The sequence below is a fragment of the Polaromonas sp. P1_F4 genome (assembly GCF_056405675.1).
On the sequence record NZ_JBFUBP010000002.1, the window covers coordinates 315,339 to 334,151 of the forward strand.

14 protein-coding genes are annotated in these 18,813 nt (G+C 59.1%); 1 reads left to right on the plus strand and 13 read right to left on the minus strand.

Annotated features, from left to right (window positions below; genetic code table 11):
• Positions 1-491 precede the first annotated feature (491 nt).
• The 8 genes from AC1DYQ_RS06525 to AC1DYQ_RS06560 form a co-directional block, all read right to left on the minus strand.
• Positions 492-1,958 (minus strand): glutamate synthase subunit beta, encoded by a 1,467-nt coding sequence (locus tag AC1DYQ_RS06525; protein ID WP_477686087.1) that lies wholly within the window; start codon positions 1,956-1,958, stop codon positions 492-494.
• A 113-nt stretch (positions 1,959-2,071) separates the two neighbouring features.
• Positions 2,072-6,817: a glutamate synthase-related protein gene (locus AC1DYQ_RS06530; RefSeq protein ID WP_477686088.1), complete on the minus strand. Its 4,746-nt coding sequence runs from the start codon at positions 6,815-6,817 to the stop codon at positions 2,072-2,074.
• Positions 6,818-7,055: 238 nt separating this feature from the next.
• Complete coding sequence (locus AC1DYQ_RS06535; protein ID WP_477686089.1) at positions 7,056-7,766, minus strand: transposase; 711 nt, start codon at positions 7,764-7,766, stop codon at positions 7,056-7,058.
• A gap of 106 nt (positions 7,767-7,872) precedes the next feature.
• Positions 7,873-9,021: an ABC transporter substrate-binding protein gene (locus tag AC1DYQ_RS06540; RefSeq protein ID WP_477686090.1), complete on the minus strand. Its 1,149-nt coding sequence runs from the start codon at positions 9,019-9,021 to the stop codon at positions 7,873-7,875.
• A gap of 192 nt (positions 9,022-9,213) precedes the next feature.
• Positions 9,214-10,461, minus strand: a complete 1,248-nt coding sequence (locus AC1DYQ_RS06545; protein ID WP_477686091.1) for an MFS transporter — start codon at positions 10,459-10,461, stop codon at positions 9,214-9,216.
• Between the two features lie 33 nt (positions 10,462-10,494).
• Positions 10,495-11,691, minus strand: a complete 1,197-nt coding sequence (locus AC1DYQ_RS06550) for a deoxyguanosinetriphosphate triphosphohydrolase (RefSeq protein ID WP_457279729.1) — start codon at positions 11,689-11,691, stop codon at positions 10,495-10,497.
• A 99-nt stretch (positions 11,692-11,790) separates the two neighbouring features.
• Complete coding sequence (gene aroB, locus AC1DYQ_RS06555) at positions 11,791-12,906, minus strand: 3-dehydroquinate synthase (RefSeq protein WP_477686092.1); 1,116 nt, start codon at positions 12,904-12,906, stop codon at positions 11,791-11,793.
• Between the two features lie 45 nt (positions 12,907-12,951).
• Entirely contained in the window at positions 12,952-13,512 is a 561-nt protein-coding gene (locus tag AC1DYQ_RS06560) for a shikimate kinase (RefSeq protein WP_477686093.1), read from the minus strand.
• Between AC1DYQ_RS06560 and AC1DYQ_RS06565 the strand changes: the two genes are divergently transcribed.
• Positions 13,511-13,660, plus strand: a complete 150-nt coding sequence (locus tag AC1DYQ_RS06565; RefSeq protein ID WP_477686094.1) for a hypothetical protein — start codon at positions 13,511-13,513, stop codon at positions 13,658-13,660. The two genes, AC1DYQ_RS06560 and AC1DYQ_RS06565, sit on opposite strands and share 2 nt — an antisense overlap.
• Here AC1DYQ_RS06565 and AC1DYQ_RS06570 read toward each other — a convergent pair.
• Genes AC1DYQ_RS06570 through AC1DYQ_RS06590 form a run of 5 tightly spaced genes read right to left on the minus strand, consistent with a single transcriptional unit; the run spans position 13,657 to position 18,784 of the window.
• On the minus strand, positions 13,657-15,801 hold the full coding sequence (locus AC1DYQ_RS06570) for a type IV pilus secretin PilQ (protein WP_477686095.1): 2,145 nt from the start codon (positions 15,799-15,801) through the stop codon (positions 13,657-13,659). The genes AC1DYQ_RS06565 and AC1DYQ_RS06570 overlap by 4 nt on opposite strands.
• The gene (locus tag AC1DYQ_RS06575; protein ID WP_477686096.1) at positions 15,798-16,352 is read right to left on the minus strand and encodes a pilus assembly protein PilP; all 555 of its coding nucleotides are present in this window, start codon (positions 16,350-16,352) and stop codon (positions 15,798-15,800) included. The genes AC1DYQ_RS06570 and AC1DYQ_RS06575 overlap by 4 nt, the downstream gene beginning before the upstream one ends.
• On the minus strand, positions 16,349-17,017 hold the full coding sequence (locus AC1DYQ_RS06580) for a type IV pilus inner membrane component PilO (RefSeq protein WP_477686097.1): 669 nt from the start codon (positions 17,015-17,017) through the stop codon (positions 16,349-16,351). The genes AC1DYQ_RS06575 and AC1DYQ_RS06580 overlap by 4 nt, the downstream gene beginning before the upstream one ends.
• A 22-nt stretch (positions 17,018-17,039) precedes the next feature.
• Entirely contained in the window at positions 17,040-17,708 is a 669-nt protein-coding gene (locus AC1DYQ_RS06585) for a PilN domain-containing protein (protein ID WP_477686098.1), read from the minus strand.
• On the minus strand, positions 17,705-18,784 hold the full coding sequence (locus tag AC1DYQ_RS06590) for a pilus assembly protein PilM (RefSeq protein WP_477686099.1): 1,080 nt from the start codon (positions 18,782-18,784) through the stop codon (positions 17,705-17,707). The genes AC1DYQ_RS06585 and AC1DYQ_RS06590 overlap by 4 nt, the downstream gene beginning before the upstream one ends.
• Between the last annotated feature and the right edge of the window lie 29 nt (positions 18,785-18,813).

Here is an 18,813-nt window from a genome sequence, read left to right on the forward strand (position 1 = left end):
GTAAGTAATACCGAATGATACGGGGTTTGCCCTTATACAGCCCCTGACCGGAAACCAAAAACCTTGGGCTGAGCGGCCTAAAGCAGCGCGGGTAGCCCAAAAAGGCTGCCGCTTTGTCGGGCAGATAGTGGCCGCAAGCCGCGACTATCCGGCGCAAGCAGCTATTTTTTTGATAGCACCCGGGGTTTTCGGTGTTATTTGCCAACCAGGCAGATGTGCGCAAAGCGCAACGGACCGTCACGCCAATTGGGTGATTCCTGGGGGTTTGGCACCACTTCTCGCAACCCGGGCACCAGCTTGGGCCTCTCAATCGCCCCTTTTTGGCGATTTGCGAAGGCCGGGCGCGGCGCTTAGCGGCGCAGGTCGCTGTAGCCCATCAGGAACTCGTCCACCGCGCGCGCAGCCCGGCGGGGCCTTCGCGCACCCCAAGCGCAAGCGTGGGGTTTATTGAGCCGCCCCTTGGGGCGATTTGTGAGGGCCGGGCGCGGCGTTCAGCGAGGCAGGTCGCTAAAGCCCATCAAAAACTCGTCGACGGCGCGCGCGGCCTGGCGGCCTTCACGAATCGCCCACACCACGAGGCTCTGGCCGCGGCGGATGTCGCCGGCAGCAAACACCTTGGGCACGTTGGTGGCGTAGCCACCGGTGAAGTCGGTGCCGGCCTTAGCGTTGCCGCGGTTGTCTTTTTCGATGCCGAACGCATCCAGAACCGACGCCACCGGCGAGATAAAGCCCATGGCCAGCAGCACCAGGTCGGCCTTGAGGGTTTGCTCGGAGCCTGGCACTTCCACCATCTTGCCGTCTTTCCATTCGACACGAACGGTCTTCAGGCCCGTGACTTTGCCTTTTTCGCCGATCAGTTCCTTGGTGGAGATGGCGAACTCGCGCTCGCAGCCTTCTTCGTGGCTGGAAGAGGTACGCAGCTTGATCGGCCAGTAAGGCCAGGTCATGGGGCGGTTTTCTTCCTCGGGCGGCTGGGGCATCAGTTCAAACTGGGTGACGCTGACCGCGCCGTGGCGGTTGCTGGTGCCCACGCAGTCGGAGCCGGTGTCGCCGCCGCCAATCACGATGACGTGCTTGCCGTCGGCGCGCAGCTGGCCTTTGACCTTGTCACCGGCATTGATCTTGTTTTGCTGGGGCAAAAACTCCATCGCGAAGTGAACGCCGTCCAGGTCGCGGCCGGGGACGGGCAGGTCGCGCGATTGTTCGGCGCCGCCGGTCAGGATGACAGCATCGAAGTCTTTTTGGAGTTGCTCAGGGGTGATGCTTTCTTTCGCCCAGTTGGTGACTTTGGAGTCCTTAGGCAGGCTGCCCACCATCACACCGGTGCGGAAGTTCACGCCTTCGGCCTTCATTTGCTCGACGCGGCGGTCGATGTGGACCTTTTCCATCTTGAAGTCAGGGATGCCGTAGCGCAGCAGGCCACCGACGCGGTCGTTCTTCTCGAACAGCGTCACCTCATGGCCGGCGCGCGCCAGTTGCTGCGCGGCGGCCATGCCGGCGGGACCGGATCCGACCACGGCAACCTTCTTGCCGGTCTTGTGCTTGGGCATCACAGGCTTGACCCAGCCTTCGGACCAGGCGCGGTCGATGATGGCGTGCTCAATCGACTTGATGCCCACGGCGTCGTCATTCACATTCAGCGTGCAGGCGGCTTCGCAGGGCGCCGGGCAGATGCGGCCGGTGAACTCGGGGAAGTTGTTGGTGCTGTGCAGCGTGTCGATGGCGTTTTTCCAGTCGGCGCGAAACACCATGTCGTTGAAGTCAGGAATGATGTTGTTGACGGGGCAGCCGCTGTTGCAAAACGGCGTGCCGCAGTCCATACAGCGCGCGGCCTGCTTGTTGGCCTGCGCGTCGTCCAGCCCGATGACAAATTCCTTGTAATTCTTCAGGCGCTCCGGCACGGGCTTGTAGCCCTCTTCGATGCGCTCGTATTCCATGAAGCCGGTGATTTTTCCCATGATGCGTCCTGTGCAATTCTTTAAGCGTTTTATGCCCTTAGCCCTTTAAAACCGGGCGCAAGCAGCTATAAATTCGATAGCAGTGAGTTTTGTGTGTGAAAGGCGCAACCGGCTTATTTAGCCGCCACCGCTTCCTGGTTGGTGGCGACCTGAGCCCGGGTGGTCTCGGTCGCGGCTTCCAGGCGGCGTTCCTTGCGCTCGATCAATGCCTTCTTGTATTCGTTCGGGAAGACCTTCACAAACTTCAGGCGTGACTCGCTCCAGTTGTCCAGCAACTCGCGCGCGCGCTTGCTGCCGGTCCAGCGGTTGTGGTCTTGCAAGAGGCGCTTGAGCAATTCCTCATCGCTTTGTTCAGCATGCCAGTCGGCCTTGTCATGGGTGTGCTGCTCGGCTGTGGTGACGATGCGGTCCATGGACACCATGGAGGTGTTGCAGCGCGTCGCAAACAAGCCGTCTTCGTCGTACACATAGGCCACGCCGCCGCTCATGCCGGCGGCGAAGTTGCGGCCGGTCTTGCCCAGCACCGCGACCGTGCCGCCCGTCATGTATTCGCAGCCGTGGTCGCCCGTGCCTTCAACGACCGCCGTGGCGCCCGACAGGCGCACGGCAAAACGTTCGCCGGCCACACCGCTGAAGAAAGCTTCGCCGGTGGTCGCGCCGTACAGCACGGTGTTGCCGACGATGGTGTTTTTCACCGCGTCGCCGCGAAAGTCGATGCTGGGGCGCACGACGATACGGCCGCCTGACAGGCCCTTGCCGGTGTAGTCGTTGGCGTCACCGATCAGGTACATGGTGATGCCCTTGGCCAGGAAGGCGCCGAAGGACTGGCCGCCCGTGCCTTCAAGCTGGATGCGCAGCGTGTCGTCCGGCAGGCCTTGCGGGTGGTGGCGTGTCAGCTCACCCGACAGCATGGCGCCGACGGTGCGGTTGACGTTGCGCGCCACTTCGATGAACTGGACTTTTTCGCCCTTTTCAATGGCGGCCTTGGACTTTTCGATCAGACGCACGTCCAGTGCTTTTTCAAGCGCGTGGTCCTGCTCCATCACATGCATGCGCGGCACGTCGGCCGGCACGTTCGGCTGGTAGAACAGGCGAGCGAAGTCAAGGCCGCTGGCCTTCCAGTGCTCGATGCCTTTTTGCGTGTCGAGCAGGTCGGCGCGGCCGATCAGGTCGTCAAACTTGCGCACGCCGAGTTGCGCCATGAGCTGGCGCGCCTCTTCGGCGACGAAGAAGAAGTAATTGACCACATGCTCGGGCTTGCCGCTGAATTTCTGGCGCAGCACAGGGTCTTGTGTGGCCACACCCACAGGGCAGGTGTTGAGGTGGCACTTGCGCATCATGATGCAGCCCTCAACGACCAGCGGCGCGGTGGCAAAACCGAATTCGTCAGCACCGAGCAGCGCACCGATGATGACGTCGCGGCCGGTTTTCATCTGGCCGTCAGCCTGCACGCGGATGCGGCCGCGCAGGCGGTTGAGCACCAGGGTCTGCTGCGTTTCGGCCAGGCCGATTTCCCAGGGCGAGCCGGCATGCTTGATGGACGACCAGGGCGAAGCACCCGTGCCGCCGTCATGGCCGGCAATCACCACGTGGTCGGACTTGGCCTTGGCCACGCCCGCTGCAATGGTGCCAACGCCGACTTCACTCACCAGCTTGACGCTGATGCTGGCGCGCGGGTTCACGTTCTTCAAATCGTGGATCAGCTGTGCCAGATCTTCGATCGAGTAAATGTCGTGGTGCGGCGGTGGCGAGATCAGCCCCACGCCGGGCACCGAGTAACGCAGCGAGCCGATGTATTCGCTGACCTTGCCACCGGGCAGCTGGCCGCCCTCGCCGGGCTTGGCGCCCTGCGCCATCTTGATCTGGATCTGGTCGGCAGATACCAGGTACTCGGCGGTGACGCCGAAGCGGCCCGACGCGACCTGCTTGATGCGCGAGCGCAGCGAATCGCCGTCTTGCAGTGGCAGATCAACCTCGACCTGTTTCGGGCCGATCACGCTTTTGAGGGTCTCGCCCTTCTTGATCGGGATGCCTTTGAGCTCTTGCCGGTAACGGTTCGGGTCTTCACCGCCCTCGCCCGTGTTGCTCTTGCCGCCGATGCGGTTCATGGCTACGGCCAGCGTGGCGTGGGCCTCGGTGCTGATGGAACCCAGAGACATGGCACCGGTGGCAAAACGCTTGACGATCTCTTTGGCCGGCTCGACTTCATCAATCGGGATGGCTTTGGACGGATCAATCTTGAACTCGAACAGGCCGCGCAGCGTCATGTGACGGCGGTTCTGGTCGTTGATCAGCTGGGCGTATTCCTTGTAGGTGTTCCAGTTGTTGGAGCGCGTGGAATGCTGCAGCTTGGCGATTGCATCGGGCGTCCACATGTGGTCTTCGCCGCGCACGCGCCAGGCGTATTCGCCGCCGGCGTCCAGCATGTTGGCCAGCACCGGGTCGTCGCTGAAGGCGGCGCGATGCATGCGCAGGGCTTCTTCAGCGATCTCGAACACGCCCATGCCTTCGACCTGGCTGGCGGTGCCGGTAAAGAACTTCGCCACGGTGTCGCGGTTCAGGCCGATGGCCTCGAACAGTTGCGCGCCGCAGTAGCTCATGTAGGTCGACACGCCCATCTTGGACATGATCTTGGACAGGCCCTTGCCGATGGCCTTGGTGTAGTTGTAGACGGCCTTGTCGGTGCTGAGGTCGCCCGGCAAACCTTTGGACAGCTCAGCCAGCGTTTCCATGGCGAGGTAGGGGTGCACGGCTTCGGCGCCGTAGCCGGCCAGCACGGCGAAGTGGTGCACTTCACGGGCGGAGCCGGTTTCGACCACCAGGCCGGCGGTTGTGCGCAGGCCTTCCTTCACCAGGTGCTGGTGAATGGCCGACAGGGCCAGCAGGGCCGGGATGGCAACCTGCGTGGCGCTGATGCCGCGGTCGCTGATGATCAGGATGTTCTTGCCGTCCTTGATCGCGTCGACCGCCTCGGCGCACAGCGAAGCCAGCTTTGCCTCGACACCTTCATGGCCCCAGGCCAGCGGATAGGTGATGTCCAGGGTGTAGCTCTTGAACTTGCCCTGGGTGTGCGACTCGATATCGCGCAGTTTCTGCATGTCGGCCACGTTGAGCACCGGCTGGCTGACTTCCAGCCGCATCGGCGGGTTGACCTGGTTGATGTCCAGCAGGTTGGGCTTGGGGCCGATGAAGGACACCAGCGACATCACGATGGCTTCGCGTATCGGGTCGATAGGCGGGTTGGTCACCTGCGCGAACAACTGCTTGAAGTAGTTGTACAGCGGCTTGTTCTTGTTGGACAGCACAGCCAGCGGGCTGTCGTTGCCCATGGAGCCGGTGGCTTCCTCGCCGTTGGCGGCCATCGGGGACATCAGGAATTTGATGTCTTCCTGCGTGTAGCCAAAGGCCTGCTGGCGATCAAGCAGCGCGATGTTCGAAGCCGCGGGCACAGTGACCGGAGCGGTCTTGGCGGCCTTGCCTGCCACGTCGTCCAGCTTGATGCGCAGGTTTTCAATCCATTGCTTGTAGGGCTTGCTGTGGGCCAGCGTGGCCTTGATTTCCTCGTCGTCAACCATGCGGCCCTGTTCCAGGTCGATCAGGAACATCTTGCCGGGCTGCAGGCGCCATTTGCGCACGATCTTGTGCTCAGGAATCGGCAGCACGCCGGATTCGGAGGCCATGATGACCAGGTCATCGTCGGTCACGCAGTAACGCGAGGGGCGCAGGCCATTGCGGTCCAGCGTGGCGCCGATCTGGCGGCCGTCGGTGAAGACGATGGAGGCCGGGCCGTCCCAAGGCTCAAGCATGGCGGCGTGGTATTCATAGAAGGCCTTGCGGCGCTCGTCCATGGTGGTGTGCTGCTCCCAGGGCTCGGGGATCATCATCATCACGGCCTGGCTGATGGGGTAGCCAGCCATGGTCAGCAACTCAAGGCAGTTGTCGAAGGTGGCGGTGTCGGACTGGCTGGCAAAGCTGATGGGATAGAGCTTTTGCAGATCGGCGCCCAACACCGGCGAAGACATCACGCCTTCACGCGCCTTCATCCAGTTGTAGTTACCCTTGACGGTGTTGATCTCGCCGTTGTGCGCCACATAGCGGTAGGGGTGGGCCAGGGGCCATTCGGGGAAGGTGTTGGTCGAAAAACGCTGGTGCACCAGGCCAAGTGCCGAGACGCAGCGTGGGTCGGTCAGGTCGCGGTAGTAGGTGCCCACCTGGTCAGCCAGCAGCAGGCCTTTGTAGACCACCGTGCGGCTGGACATGCTGGGCACGTAATATTCTTTGCTGTGCGTCAGGCGCAGGTTCTGGATGGCGGCGCTGGCGGTTTTGCGGATCACGTACAGCTTGCGCTCCAGCGCGTCCTGCACGATCACATCGTTGCCGCGGCCGATGAAGATCTGGCGCAGGATGGGCTCTTTTTCGCGCACGGTGGGCGACATGGGCATGTCGCGGTTGACCGGCACGTCGCGCCAGCCCAGCAGCACCTGGCCCTCAGCCTTGACGGCGCGCTCCAGCGCCTGCTCGCACGCCAGGCGGGATGCGTGCTCTTTGGGCAGAAACACCATGCCGACGCCGTACTCACCGGGCGGCGGCAGCTGCACGCCCTGGCTGGCCATTTCTTCGCGATACAGCGCGTCGGGCAGCTGAATCAAAATGCCGGCGCCGTCACCCATCAATTTGTCAGCGCCCACTGCACCCCGATGGTCGAGATTTTCGAGGATTTTCAGGCCTTGCTGGACGATGGCGTGGCTTTTGTGCCCTTTGATGTGCGCCACGAAGCCGACGCCGCAGGCGTCATGTTCGTTTGCACCGGAGTACAAACCGTTTTCTTCAAAATGTTTGATTTCAGCAGCCGTGGTCATGGCAATTCCTCGTCAGTTGGGGATGACGGCGGTGCCGCGCGGCCTTAGAAAAGGCATGGCAACGCTTCCATCCGCAAGGTTCATAATTTTTCGCAGGGAATGGGAGCATATTGCATTGCAACAACAATGCCAAGTGGTTTAAATGGGGTCAGATTCTAATTAAATGTCGATTAATTTAATCAACAATAAATTAGGGACATATTAGATTCGGGCGCATCAAGCCTTGATAAATAAGGAATTAATCATCATCCACCACCTCGGCCACGCGTAGAGGTGGGCGCCCCGCCTGGTTCCTGGTGACGCGGCGCTCCGTGCGCTTTTGCAACTCCGCCAAAAAGCCATCTCCACCCAGGGCCCAGCCACTCAGGGCGGATCGGGTCAGCTGGTCTTGCTGCTCCAGCGTGATGCCGGCGCGCACCAGTTCGGCGTAGGCCGCTTCACGGGCGAAGGGCGTGTTGCCCAACGCCCAGACCATCGGGTGCGGCGTGAGCAGGCCGTCGACCCGCAGGCCTGCGTAATGGCCGTAGCTGGACCATGGATAGTCTTTGACCTCGGCCACCAGTCCCGCGCGGACTGGATTGAGGTCCATATAGGCCATGCACGCCAGCAGGTAGCGCTCGGCCTCGATCACGGTGGCCCGATAACGCCCTTCCCACAAGGTGCCGGAGCGGGCCTGGCTGTCGTTGAAGTAACGCACATAGCGCCGCCCGGCCGCTTGCATCATCTGCGGCAGGCTTTCTGCTGTGGACGGCGTGGCGAGCAAATGGAAATGGTTGTCCATCAGCACGTAGGCATGCAGGGCAACGCCGAATTTTCGGGCGCTTTCGTCCAGCAGCGCCAAAAACATCTGATGGTCGGCAGCTGAAGAAAACACGGCTTGCCGGTTATTCCCCCGCTGGATGATGTGGTGGGGGTAACCGGGAAGCGTCAGACGGGGAAGACGGGCCATGGGATGCAATGTCGGGAGTTTGCACCATGATAAAAGGAATCTGACCCCGATTTTTGCCGGCAGCAGTCCATCGAAGCGCCGTTAAAACACCCCGGAGTAAAGGCGCTTAACGGACAACCTTGCCGTCAGGCGTGATGGTGACCAGGTCAATCGCGCGCACCGATTCGTATTTCTTGGGGCGCAGATTCACACGAAAGCCGCCCACGTCATAGTCCGTCATGGTTTCAAACGCCTTTTGCAGACCAGCCCTGTCGGGTTTGCCGCTGCCGGCCGCACTGCGGCGCACGCCTTCGGCAAAAGTACGGGCAGCAATATAACCCTCCACACTCTCGTAACTCGGCGTCTGGTCCGTCTGGTTCAGTACATCCAGGTATTCCTTGATGATGGGCGTACCCGTGCTGCGTGGCGACGGCACCACCTGCGAGATCACCACACCGCCTATCTCCTTGCCCAAGGCACTGAATAGCGGATCGATACCCACGACGGAGAAATTGAGGAACTGCCCGCCGAAGCCGGCCTGGCGCATCTTGCGGATGAACGCTGCCGATGAATTGAACAGGCTGACCTGAATCACGGCCTGGGGTTGCGCCTTCATCAGCTGCGCCACCGCAGCATCGACCTTGTCGCTGTTGACGGGCGACAGGGCGCTGCCAACGATGGCTGGGCGCTTCAGGTCGATCAGGGCCTGGTTCACCGCTGCAAGGCCGCCCCGCCCCATGGCGTCATCTTCGGCAAATACACCGATACGGTCCTGGTTGAGGGTGGCGCAGTGGCGCGCAATTTTGTAGGCCTCGTCGGCCAGCGCCGGGCGCACATGAAAGATGTTTGCCAGAGCAGGATCATGCAGCGCGTCCGACGCCGCAAAAGGTGCGAAAAAGAGCGCCCCGGATGCCTTGGAAGCGGCAAACGCGGCATCACAGCTGGCTGTACCGGCAAAGCCGAACAGCGCATCGACGCCTTCGTCGATCAACTGCTTGGCATTGGCGGCAGCCTTGGCCGGGTTGTAGCCGTCGTCGAGTGTCTTGACTTCTATCTTGTGACCGCCGGCACCGCCCTTTGCATTGATGGCATCGAAATAAATCTTTGCCCCATTCAGATACGCCAGGCCGATCTGGTCGGCTGCACCTGTCAAGGGCACTGATTGGCCAAGAAGAATCTTGCGGCTGGTTTTGCTTTGAGCCCAGAGCGCAGGGCTTGCTACCGCAGCGCCCGCGGAAACCCCGCGCAGAATTAGTTGACGTCGATTGAAACCCATGAAAACACCTTTTGAGAGACGAAATAGCCAAAGCAGGTTTGATGCCCGTACTCCAGCATGCGCTCAATATTCCGAAGAAATGTCACAAATTGTGCGCAGACCCTCAGCGTAATCTGTGCGACCCCCAAAAACCACCGTGGAAATGCCAACACGTCATAAGCCTATGCGCATGGGGCGCCAACATGCGCCCGTTCAAGTGCGTTGTCGGGCAGATCCAGGCAGGCGATGAAGCAAGATTGCCAACACGAGGGCGATGGCGCAGCTGGCCGTCGCAAGCCAGCCCGTCCATTGCCATCCTCCCGCAGTGCCGGCCACCCAGGCAACCAGCGGAGGACCGACAAATTGCCCCAGCGCCGACCACTGCTGGACCCAGCCGACGGTGGTGGACACGGCATCACGGCGGGGCGCAAGCTGGATGGCCAGGTTAAACAGTGTTGCGGGGATCAGGCCGCCCACCATCGAGAAGACCAGTATGGCCACGTACTGTATTTCCGGGAGCAATTGCACGGCAAATGCGAGCTGCGCGCCTCCAGCCATCGACAGGAAGCCTGCGCCAAGCAGAACCACCGGTCGTACACCACGCTCCAGCAGCCTGCCTGCCGCGACGTTGCCGATGATATTGACGGCCGCCGCAAGCGCCGTAAGCCATGCCACCCACACACCGCTCACGCCAGCCTGGGTGTAGATGGACGGCAGGAACCCGACCACGGCAAGCCACTGTCCCGAGTACATCGCAAAAGCAACAGCCATGTACCAGGCTGCGCGCGACCGCAGGGTCGCACGGACAATATCTCCGCCACGGAAATGAGGAGCCGGCGATTGCCGAGGGGGCATGCCATCATGCAGATGCCCCTCTTCTGCAGGAACTTGCCACACGACCAGCAAAGCCAGCACTGCGGCCAGCGCGGCCAGAAGCCACCACAAGATTCGCCAACCCCAGTCAGGTGCGGCCAGGCCGATGATCGCGGGGCCGCCCAGCAAGGCCAGAGAGGCGCCCAGCGGCATGTAGGCGCCCCATACTCCCAGCATGCCGTTGAGCCGCTCTTGTGGCACCAGCTGGCGGATCAGGGCTGGAGCCGGTAACACCACCCAGAGGAATCCCAGCCCTTCGAATACACGTGCGGTCAGCAGCCAATGCACATCGGGAGACATGCCGCCCAACAGGCCGGCACCGGACAACACCAGCAGCCCGGCCACCATGCTGCGCTTGAGGCCGGCACGCTGCACAACAAGCCCGATGAGCAGCCCGAGCACCATACCCGCCAGCTGCACCAGCGACAGCAGAAATCCGGCCTGCAGCAATGTCACGCCCAATACCTTTCCCAGCACAGGCAGCGCAGGCGGTAGTTTTCCCACGTAAAGGGCGGCCACCACACCGGCAGCCACCACGTACCAGGCCGCATTCGGGCCCGGGGTTGTTGCTGGCCGGGGCTCAGTCAAGTTGTTTGCTGCGATGGGCGGCCACAATTCCACCTAAACCGGAAAGGCTGCGCGCCCCTTAAGGCGTTCATGCTCTTTGGCGGCAAAGCGGTCTGTCATGCCGGCAATGTAGTCGGCGACCACCCTCTCGGGTTTTGCGCCCGCCGCATGGGGGGCATCAATGCCGTCAAACCGGTCGATGTGAGCCTGCGGCATCTGGGCCGGGTCGGCCATATAGGCTTCGAACAGATCACGAACTACCTGCTTGGCAGCCTGCGTGGTTTCCACCACTTTCGGGTGGCGGTACAAGTTTCGCAGCAAAAAACGTTTGAGGGATGCAGACTGCGTCGCCATTTCTTCGGTAAAACACACCAGCGCCGGATGCCTGCGAACTTCGTCCACGCTGGCAGGGGCAACCTTGTAAATCGCAAGCGATGTCGCATCCATCACGTTATAGACCTGCGCACTGAGCATGCGCCGTATGGTCTCAAACAGCAGCCGCCGGCCTTTCAAGGCCCGGTGCGCCAGCTGCGTTTCCCGGCAGTGTTGCGCGAACAGCTCGACACCCTCCAGTTGCTCCAGGCTTAACAGGCCGGAGCGCACGCCGTCGTCAATATCGTGTGCGTTGTAGGCTATTTCGTCCGCAAGATTGGCCAGTTGTGCTTCCAGACCGGGTTGCTGCCAGCGCGGCCCGTCAGCGGGCTCTACGAACCGGCGGGCAACACCGTCCGGCTCGCGGGCTTCAATATGGCGTGCATTGCGCCTGGAACAATGTTTCAGGATTCCCTCGCGCGTCTCAAAGGTCAGGTTCAGCCCGTTGTAGGCCGGATAGCGCTCCTCAAGGGAATCCACCACGCGCAGGCTTTGCAGGTTGTGCTCAAAGCCTGCGCTGTCTGGGTTACAGGCTTTCAGACACGCGTTCAAGGCATCCTGGCCGGCATGGCCGAACGGCGTGTGGCCCAGGTCATGCGCCAGCGCAATGGCTTCCACGAGATCTTCATTGAGCTGAAGCGTGCGGGCGATGGACCGTCCCAGCTGGGCGACCTCCAGCGAATGAGTCAGCCGGGTGCGAAACAAATCACCTTCGTGATTCAGAAACACCTGGGTTTTGTACACCAGGCGCCGAAAAGCGGTGGAGTGCACGATACGGTCGCGGTCGCGCTGAAACTCGGACCGGGTTGGCGCAGCAGGCTCGGCAAAGCGGCGGCCGCGCGAACGCGAAGGGTCACAGGCGTAGGGCTGGAGATTCATGGATTAAGCATAAAAACGACCGGAGTCCCATACCGTATAAGCGCAAGAAGCTCCTGAATTGATAGCAATCTCAGGTACTCCTTCCATATTTTCCGCCGCTTATGCACAGCACATATCTATGACACTGCGCACCATGGCATCCGGCGCGCTGCGAACGGCTGCCTTCCCGGGGCCGTCGATCACAACAAACCGTATCTCCCCCGCTTCGGATTTTTTATCGATGCGCATCAATTCGAGATAGCGGCCTGCATTGTCGGTGGTTGACAGCACAGGTCCTCGCACCGGCAGGCCGCATCGTCGGACAAGATTGGTCAGGCGCTCCGTAAAAGGCTTGTCAACCAGGCCCAGACGCTCTGACAGATGCGCGGCCATCACCATGCCGCAGCCCACACCTTCGCCATGCAGCCATTCCCCATAGCCCAGGCCGGATTCAATCGCGTGGCCAAAGGTGTGACCGAAATTCAGGATGGCCCGCAAGCCCGACTCCCGTTCGTCCTGGCTTACAACCCATGCCTTGATCTCACAACTGCGCCGGATGGCGTGGGCCATGGCAACGGGCTCCCTGGCAAGCAGCTCTTGCAAGTTGGTTTCGATCCATTCAAGGAATGCCATGTCGGCAATGGGGCCGTATTTAATGATCTCGGCCAGGCCCGCACTCAGTTCGCGGGAAGGCAGCGTCGCCAGGACATCCAGGTCGCACACCACCTGCAAGGGCTGGTAGAACGCGCCGATCATGTTTTTACCCAGCGGATGGTTGATCGCCGTCTTGCCCCCTACCGACGAGTCCACCTGGGCCAGCAATGTCGTGGGCACCTGCACAAAAGGTACGCCGCGCATGTAGCTGGCCGCGGCAAAGCCGGTCATGTCCCCGACCACGCCGCCACCCAGGGCAAACAGCACCGTCTTTCGGTCGCAGCCGTTTTCCAGCAGGGCATCAAAAATCAATTGCAGGGTTGGCCAGTCTTTATGGGTTTCACCATCCGGCAGGGTGACCAGCAGCACCTTGTCATAGCGTTGCTGCAACGCACGGGTGAGTTGCACGGCATACAGCGGTGCTACGGTGGTGTTTGAGACTACCAGTGCGGTTGCGGCCTTAGGAATACCCAGATAGGTATTGCTGCTTCCCAGAAGCCCGCTGCCAATGACGATCGGATAGCTGCGTTCGGCCAGATCAATCCGGATTGTCGCAACGGCGGAAGAGGAATTTTCTTGCATGCAAGAAGTGTAGAGGCTTCCACCCTTTCCAAGGCTTGCCAATGGTTATGGCCGGCCAGGATGCGGAGCCATCGCGCCTGCCAGCTCCAGCTGCATCAGGATCATGTTGACCAGCGTAGAGACCGAGGGACGGCCTGTTTCAATGACAAAGTGTGCTGTTTCCCGATAAAGAGAGTCGCGGGCGGCGTAAAGGTCCCTCAGTCGCGCCAGCGGGTCAGCCACCTGAAGCAAGGGGCGGTTCTGGTCATGCCGCAAACGGCGAAAAACCTCTTCGGGAATGGAATGCAGGTAAACCACCTGCGCCCGCCCCCGAAGATGTTGGCGGTTGGCGGGGCGCAGCACAGCCCCTCCGCCGCTGGAGAGCACACAAGCCTCACCCTGAGTCAACTCATCGATGACCAGCTGCTCGATGTCGCGAAATGCGTCTTCACCTTCGCGCTCAAAAAACTCCCTGATAGAGCAACCGATACGCTGCTCTATCACCTGATCCGAGTCAATGAACCGCAACCCCATTCTTCGGGCAAGATGCCTGCCGACGGTGGATTTCCCCGACCCAGGCAAACCCACGCAGGCGATTCTCAACGGATGTGCATTCAATTGATCCATGAAACGGCTGCCGGGCGCGCAAGCATCGCCGGTCGGCCTGCTTGCGCATGAAGATAATAAACCAGCTATTTCAACGTTACCGGCGCTGCGCCGTGCAGCTGTGAAGCCTGACCTCCAATGCGCGCTGATAGCCCATTATCTGGTTTAACGCAGCGCGCCTCCATTTGTCAGCATCTTGGGAGTCAGGAACACCAGCATCTCTGACTTGGTGGCTGAGCGTGTTCTTTGCTTGAACAGATTACCGACGCCCGGAAGATCACCCAGGAAAGGAACCTTTGTTTCGTTATCGCGATCATTCTGCTCAAAAATTCCGCCAATCACCACAGTTCCACCATTTTCCACGAGTACCTGTGTCTGGATATGTTTGGTATCAATGGCAAAACCGTTAGAGGTTTCTCGCCCCACGCTGTCCTTGTTCACGTCAACATTAAGAATGATGTTGCCTTCCGGCGTAATCTGGGGGGTGACCTCCAGCTTCAGATTGGCCTTGCGGAAAGCAATAGACGTCGCACCGCTGGAAGTTGCCTGCTGATACGGCAATTCCGTACCCTGCTCGATCAGAGCTTTGACCTGGTCTGCGGTAATGATTCGAGGGCTAGACACAATTTTGGTTTTGCCGTCTGCTTCCGAAGCAGAAATTTCAAGGTTCAAAAGCCTGGTCATTGACGAGTTGAAGAGTGACAAGGCAAACGTGGAAGCTCCAAATCCATTCTGACCAACGGCGGGCATACTCAGGAAGTCACCGGCATTGGTCCCAATGTTTCCTCCGAGAATAGCCGGTGTACCCGTAGGAACATTGGGTGCGATGTAAGTACTCCCAAACATAACGTTATTGGTAGTATTGAATGGCCGACCGCCCAACCTGACACCTAATGATTTACCCCATGAATCGGATGCTTCCACAATACGGGCTTCAATCAATACCTGACGGACGGCCACATCGAGCTTTGCAATCAGCGCTTGGACTTGCTCCAGTCGAGAGGGTATATCGGTAACGAATAACTGATTGGTACGCGTTTCTGAAATCACGCTTCCACGAGCCGAAAGTATCTTTGTTGCGCCGGCATTGGTGCCCAGCAATCCTGCGGCAATATCCGTCGCCTTTGCATAGTTAAGCTTGAAGTCCTGAGTACGAAGCGTTTCCAGGCTTTGAATCGCATTCTTTGATTCCAGCTCCAGCTTGTCTTTTGCTGCGAGTTCATCTTTGGGCGCTATCAGCAAGACGTTGCCCGTTTTACGCATCCCCAGACCCTTGGCTTGAAGAATAATGTCCAACGCCTGATCCCACGGCACATCTTTTAGGCGCAAGGTAACCGCACCAGTCACTGAATCCGACGTCACGATGTTGAAGTTTGTAAAGTCGGCGATCACCTGCAAGAGCGAGCGAATTTCAATGTTCTGGAAATTCAGGGACAGCTTCTCACCGTTATACCCAGGTCCTTGCGTCAGTTTGCTCGGATCAATTTTTTGCTGACGTACTTCCAATACAAACTGGTTATCGCTTTGGTACGCACTGTGCTCCCAAGCACCTTTGGGTTCGACCACCATGYGGACTTTGTCGCCCGTTTGAAACGTGGTGACGGTTTGTATCGGTGTACCGAAATCGCCGACATCCAGGCGCCGACGCAAGCCTTCGGGCAGCGCAGTTTTGAGGAACTCAACTACCAGAGTCTGGCCTTGCTGGCGAATGTCCACGCCCACCTGGTTATTAGGCAGGTCCACAACGATGCGGCCAGAACCTTCGACGCCCCGCCGAAAGTCGATGTCCTTCAAAGGAAGTGTGTCAGTGTTGCGGTTTTCTGCAAACACTGGCGGTGTAATGGCCGAGGGCGCCGCCACCGCTACGGAATCGAGGGTGATCAACAGCGATTTGCCCTGAATCTCGGCCTTGTACGCCGTTGGCACTTTGAGATTCAGGACCACCCGAGTCCTCTCCCCTGCTTGTACAACATTTGCCGAACGCAAATTTCCCAGGTTGATATCTACTGCAGACCGCCCCATGGAATTTCCCACACCCGGGAAATCCAGTGCGATGCGCGCTGGCGTCTGGATACTAAAGCCCGTTGGTACCGCGGCCAAAGGCTCTGCCAAATCGATTCGAATGACTTCTGCACCTCCCTGAACTGATCCGGAAACGGCCTGGATGGCATTCTGTGCCTGCGCCAGCAAAGGAGAGGCAGCTACTGAAAATGCCAAACTGAGCGAAGCGCAACGCAACACACGCCCAAACAAAAGCTGCAGGCGGCCCCTTTTTTCCTGCGTCTCTAGTACCGGTGTCTGCTTGTTCATTTTGATCCCTCTAATAACTGTAATGTCGCGGTCCGCTCTATCCATTCACCCGCTGCGTCTTGCACTATTTCGCGCAAAGCGAGATCCGTTTCAGTGACTTTGGTGATTCGGCCGTAGTTCTGACCCAGGTAATTCCCAACCCGAGCCTGGTAAACCAGGTTGTCCACCCGCACCAGTGCGACGGGCTGTCCAACCTTGATTAGGCTGCCCACCATGACAATGGCATCCAAGGGATACGCCTCCAATGGTTCTTTGCGCCGGCTCAGTTCGGGTGCAATCAAGGCGGCGTTGGCCGTCGCCTGATTGGATTCGCGCTTCAAGGCCTGTGTCAGTTTTTGGTTGCTAAAGGGTTCAATTGAACTCTCCTGACCATATGGTTGCGGCGAAAACTTCGTGGGCTCCGGCAACGGCTCCACTTTTGGCTTGGTGGCATTACGCTGTTGCGTCATCCACTCCTGCAACTCCTCTTGCTCAGAAGAACCACAACCGGACAGGCCCAATAACGTTCCCGCCAGACTACAGACGACTATCGTGTATTTGCCTGCATTCATTTTTTGGCTCCCGGAGCACTCTTGCGCTGCAAGGCTACTTCGTCAGTATCCAGATAGCGGAACGTCTTGGCTGTGGTGTCCATGACCAGGATGCCGTCCTTGACTGGCGTTATGGTCAGGTTATTCAAAGTGACGATGCGGGAAAGATTGGCGATATCAGCGGCAAAAGCACCCATGTCATGGTATTTACCGGTGACTCGAACAGCGATCGGCAATTCTGCGTAATACTCTTTCACGCTGACCTGGCCAGGACGAAACAATTCGAACTGCAGACTGCGGCCCAAACCCGCCTGGTTGATATCGGAAAGCAACGCATCCATTTCGGCTTTGCTAGGCAGTTGCTTTTCAAGCTGCGTGACATATTGCTGAACCTGCTCGCGCTGCTTCTTTAGTGCGTCCAGATTAACGGCCTGCGCAAGCTTCTTTGAGTAATCGTCTTTGAGTTGAACCTCCTTGGCTTTCTCCAAGGTCAACTCTTCATCTGACGCACTGAGCCATACAAACCATAGAGCCACGACGACAAAAATCGTCACAGCCACACACAGGAGGTAACGCGGAAGCGCAGGCCAGGAAGGTGGGTCGTTGGCATCCAGACCCGTGAATTGGGATTTGAGACTGCTTTGAATCGCAGCAACGTCAATGGAATTTTTAGAGATTTTTGCCATGATCAAACTCGTTCATTCCGCCTCATACCTTGGCCGGCGCCGAGGCGGCCGAGGCTGGCTTGGCAGCCGCCCCAGACACCACCGGTACCGTCCCTGGGCCTGCCGGTGCTGAACCAGCCGTCTTCGGATCGCTGGCCCGCTTCAGCCCGACCCTCATCGAAAAATTGGATACCCTGCGCTGGTCACGTGCAGTCAAGGCCACCGTACTGGCGGTGATTTCAACAAGCTCCGGCCGGGTTAACCACGCACTGTTGTTAGCAAGGTTGCGCAACAGCTCCGAAACTCGCTCGTTGGACTGGGCGACACCGCTGATCAATACTGTCTGGTTTTCCTGCCGCATGGTTGTGATGTACACGCCATCCGGTAACTGCTTGACCAGTTCGCTCAGCAAATACACCGGCAGATTGCGGTTTCCCTGCAGATCTTCCACGGCATTCTGGCGAGCCCTGAGTGCGGAAATTTCTGCCTGCAGCGTGGCGATATCCTTGATCTGCCCTTCTAATCGGGTAATTTCCGTTTTCAGAAAATTGTTCTTTCCCCGCTGGCCCTCAATCTGGGCAAGGTACCAGGAATAAACAGCGCCGCAAATAAGACCGCCGACCAAGGCCGCCATACCCAGCGTGGCAAAAAAAACTTCGCGCCTGCGCTTGCGCGCAGCTTCGCGATGGGGAAGCAGATTGACGAGAATCACTGCAGAAACCTCCGCAAAGCCAGACCGCATGAGGTCAGATAGGATGCCGCTTCGCGCCGCATCTTCTTTTCACGTACGCCGTCACCGAGTTCCATTCCTTCAAAAGGATTGGCAAGCACGCAGGCAAACGACGTCTGCTGGGTAACGGAGTCGGTCAGACCTGGCAGGGCGGACGAGCCGCCGGCCAACATGACATAGTCAACTTTGTTGTGCGGTGTACTGGTAAAGAAAAACTGCAAGGCCCGTCCGATTTCCTGCGCCATGCTCTCGACAAAAGGCTTCAGCACGCCGGATTCGTAGTCTTCCGGCAAATCGCCACTGCGTTTTTTGCTTTCCGCTTCTTCAGGGGAAAAGCCGTACTGCCGAATGATGAGCTGCGTCAGCTGTGCTCCACCGAAGGCCTGGTCACGCTCGTAAAGTACTTCGTCGTTTTTGATGACCTGCATGCTGGTCGTCAATGCACCCACTTCAAACAGGGCCACCATGGTGTCCACGCCCTTGTTGGGAAGGCTCTCAATGAGGCGTGCGGTGGCCAGGCGAGAGGCATACGACTCCACATCTATAACAATAGGCTTGAGCCCGGCGGCTTCTGCCAGACCCTGCCTGTCCTGTACTTTTTCCTTGCGCGAAGCGGCAATCAGTACTTCAACGTCGCCGCTGGAGGTAGCGCTCGGGCCCACCACGCAGAAATCGAGACTGACTTCATCCAGAGAGAACGGAATATATTGATTGGCTTCGGATTCGACCTGGATTTCCAGCTCTGCGTCGCTGAGGCCGCCCGGGAGGATGATTTTCTTGGTAATGACTGCCGAAGCCGGCAGGGCCATTGCCACATTCTTGGTACGGGTTCCGCTTTTTTTAACGAGCCGGCGCACCGCGTCGGCCACTTCGTCGAATTTTTCGACGTTACCATCGGTAATCCAGCCTCGCTCCAGTGGTTCGATCGCACAGCGATCCAGCACCAGATTACCGGCCTTGTCACGGCTCAACTCCACCAGCTTGACACTGGATGAGCTGATATCTAAACCCAGCAAAGCGGGTTGTTGGCGGTTGAATAACGATCCCAGAGAGATCAAGGCGGTCCCCAAATGACGGCTAATATGTA

Bases quoted from the DNA above. Each gene is read 5' to 3' on its own strand.
- aroB (WP_477686092.1), bottom strand. From the start codon at position 12,906: ATGCAAGAAAATTCCTCTTCCGCCGTTGCGACAATCCGGATTGATCTG.
- AC1DYQ_RS06530 (WP_477686088.1), bottom strand. From the start codon at position 6,817: ATGACCACGGCTGCTGAAATCAAACATTTTGAAGAAAACGGTTTGTAC.
- AC1DYQ_RS06550 (WP_457279729.1), bottom strand. From the start codon at position 11,691: ATGAATCTCCAGCCCTACGCCTGTGACCCTTCGCGTTCGCGCGGCCGC.
- AC1DYQ_RS06560 (WP_477686093.1), bottom strand. From the start codon at position 13,512: ATGGATCAATTGAATGCACATCCGTTGAGAATCGCCTGCGTGGGTTTG.
- AC1DYQ_RS06565 (WP_477686094.1), top strand. From the start codon at position 13,511: ATGAAACGGCTGCCGGGCGCGCAAGCATCGCCGGTCGGCCTGCTTGCG.
- AC1DYQ_RS06580 (WP_477686097.1), bottom strand. From the start codon at position 17,017: ATGGCAAAAATCTCTAAAAATTCCATTGACGTTGCTGCGATTCAAAGC.
- AC1DYQ_RS06575 (WP_477686096.1), bottom strand. From the start codon at position 16,352: ATGAATGCAGGCAAATACACGATAGTCGTCTGTAGTCTGGCGGGAACG.
- AC1DYQ_RS06540 (WP_477686090.1), bottom strand. From the start codon at position 9,021: ATGGGTTTCAATCGACGTCAACTAATTCTGCGCGGGGTTTCCGCGGGC.
- AC1DYQ_RS06535 (WP_477686089.1), bottom strand. From the start codon at position 7,766: ATGGCCCGTCTTCCCCGTCTGACGCTTCCCGGTTACCCCCACCACATC.
- AC1DYQ_RS06525 (WP_477686087.1), bottom strand. From the start codon at position 1,958: ATGGGAAAAATCACCGGCTTCATGGAATACGAGCGCATCGAAGAGGGC.